General features: G+C 69.5%; 2 protein-coding genes. Both read right to left on the reverse strand.

What is annotated here, in order from left to right; all coding sequences use genetic code 11:
- On the reverse strand, positions 1-620 hold a 620-nt coding region (locus ACGFSA_RS35235; RefSeq protein ID WP_393310277.1), incomplete at its 3' end, for a recombinase family protein.
- A 132-nt stretch (positions 621-752) separates the two neighbouring features.
- Positions 753-1100: a hypothetical protein gene (locus ACGFSA_RS35240; RefSeq protein WP_393310279.1), complete on the reverse strand. Its 348-nt coding sequence runs from the start codon at positions 1098-1100 to the stop codon at positions 753-755.
- Positions 1101-1217: the final 117 nt, after the last annotated feature.

Consider the following 1217-nt stretch of genomic DNA (forward strand, 5'->3'; position numbering starts at 1 on the left):
CTCAGCCAGCGGGTCAGGTCCGCGATGGAGGCCCCGTCGTCGGTGTAGCGGCGGAACAGCTCCACCACCAGCGCCGCCTCGGACTCAACGACCTCGTAGGTGGCCCCACATTCGGGGGTTTTGCGTAGGTAACGGTAGCCGAATGGGGCGCCGCCCAGCACGTTGACCGATCCGGAGCGGGCCCGATAGGTCTTCCCGCGCCGGTAGCGTTCCATCAGCTGGGCCTTCTCGTACTCGGCGAACATGCCCTGGAACTGGACCATCAGCTGGTCCTCGGGGCTGTCGCCGCGTGGGCCGCGTACGAACTCCACCCGGGTGCCGGCGCGGGCGAACTCCTCGATCAGCAGGGCCTGGTAGGCGAACTTACGGGCGAGGCGGTCAGGCGCGTAGCACAGGACCACATCCACGCCGACCTGGGCGACGAGGTCGCGCAGTCGCTCCAGTGCGGGCCTCACCAGGGTCGCCCCGGAGTGGCCCTCGTCCTCGAACACCCACTCCTCGGGCAGCTCAAGACGCTGTTCGGCGGCGTGCGCGCGCAGGGCCGCGGTCTGCGAGCCGATCGTCTGGTCCTTCTTCTGCCGGGCCGAGGACACCCGGGCGTAGATCGCCACGCTGGTCATGGCTCACCTCTGCCTGCTCCAGGCGGTCCCGTATCCGGGCCCGCCGCTGCGGAACCAACGCTGCGTAGGCCGCGGACAAGTCCGCCGCCGCGTGGCGGTCGAAAACCGCCTCCGCCTCCACCGATCGGCCGCTCACCTGCCCGGCCGGCCCTCCGGGGCACCCCGCTGAAGGAACTCGGCCAGGGCCTGGGCCACCACCGCGGAGATCGCCCGGTCACTGTCGTGGGCACGGCTGCGGATTTGCGCTGCCAGCGACTGCGGCAGCTTGACGGTGAACACCACGCTCGACTCAGGGACCTCGAGACGTCCAGCAGCCATGGCCTGCTCCAGATACCGGCGTGCCTGACGCACCGACACCCCGTACCTACTCGCCAACGTGCGGGCGGCTGCGGCCACGGGCACACCCGCCCCGACCAGATCCGCGGCGGCGTTGACCCGCCGGGCGTACTCGACGCTATCGACACGATCACCACGCACCATGTCACAAACCTACTACCCATCGTGACGCCCCTTACCCTCCACGCGGGGAAGGAGTTCCAACCGCCGGTAGCCGAGCGTCACCTCGAAACAGAAGTTGCCCATTGCGTTGGGGGCGTG

The sequence above is a fragment of the Streptomyces sp. NPDC048496 genome (assembly GCF_043200055.1).
Taxonomy (GTDB): domain Bacteria; phylum Actinomycetota; class Actinomycetes; order Streptomycetales; family Streptomycetaceae; genus Streptomyces.